General features: G+C 39.8%; 1 protein-coding gene. It reads right to left on the bottom strand.

The window, feature by feature from the left end; translation table 11 throughout:
• Window positions 1-417, bottom strand: a 417-nt coding sequence (locus BCV39_RS19940; protein ID WP_102431682.1) for a GNAT family N-acetyltransferase, incomplete at its 3' end; no start/stop codon positions are given.
• Between the last annotated feature and the right edge of the window lie 33 nt (window positions 418-450).

Genomic DNA, 450 nt, shown 5'->3' with positions numbered 1-450 from the left:
TTCACGACCTGCGACCAAGTTTCCTGTAGGGACAAAGCCACAATTCAAGTAAAAACCTTTAGGGCTGTCTGAGCTAGTTACAACACTTGTGTAAAGATTCAATACACCAAACTCACTAAATAATTTTAAACGTAGTAACTCTATAGCTTTGCGACCATAACCTTTTGATTGTTGGTTCTTATCCAGCATAAAACGCCAAAGAGAAAATTTACCCGATGATGTGTCAGCATTGATTAAGATGAAACCTACAGGCTCATTGTTGGCGTATATGCCCCGAAACCACGGGAAGTCCATGAAATTAGCTTCAGCCAGTGAAATAGCATTACTATCGACATGATTTAGCTGACTTTCAGCAACTTGTAACTGGCAGATCTGATAGAAGTTTGCATGATTAATCTTTCGTAATTCGATGTTCATACTGCCAATTTCCCTCCGAAAACATAACGCCGC

Origin of the sequence: Vibrio sp. 10N.286.55.E10 (assembly GCF_002872555.1) — a bacterium.
In the GTDB taxonomy this organism is placed as follows: Bacteria; Pseudomonadota; Gammaproteobacteria; order Enterobacterales; family Vibrionaceae; genus Vibrio; species Vibrio crassostreae.
This window is presented reverse-complemented; position numbering and strand designations above follow the sequence as displayed.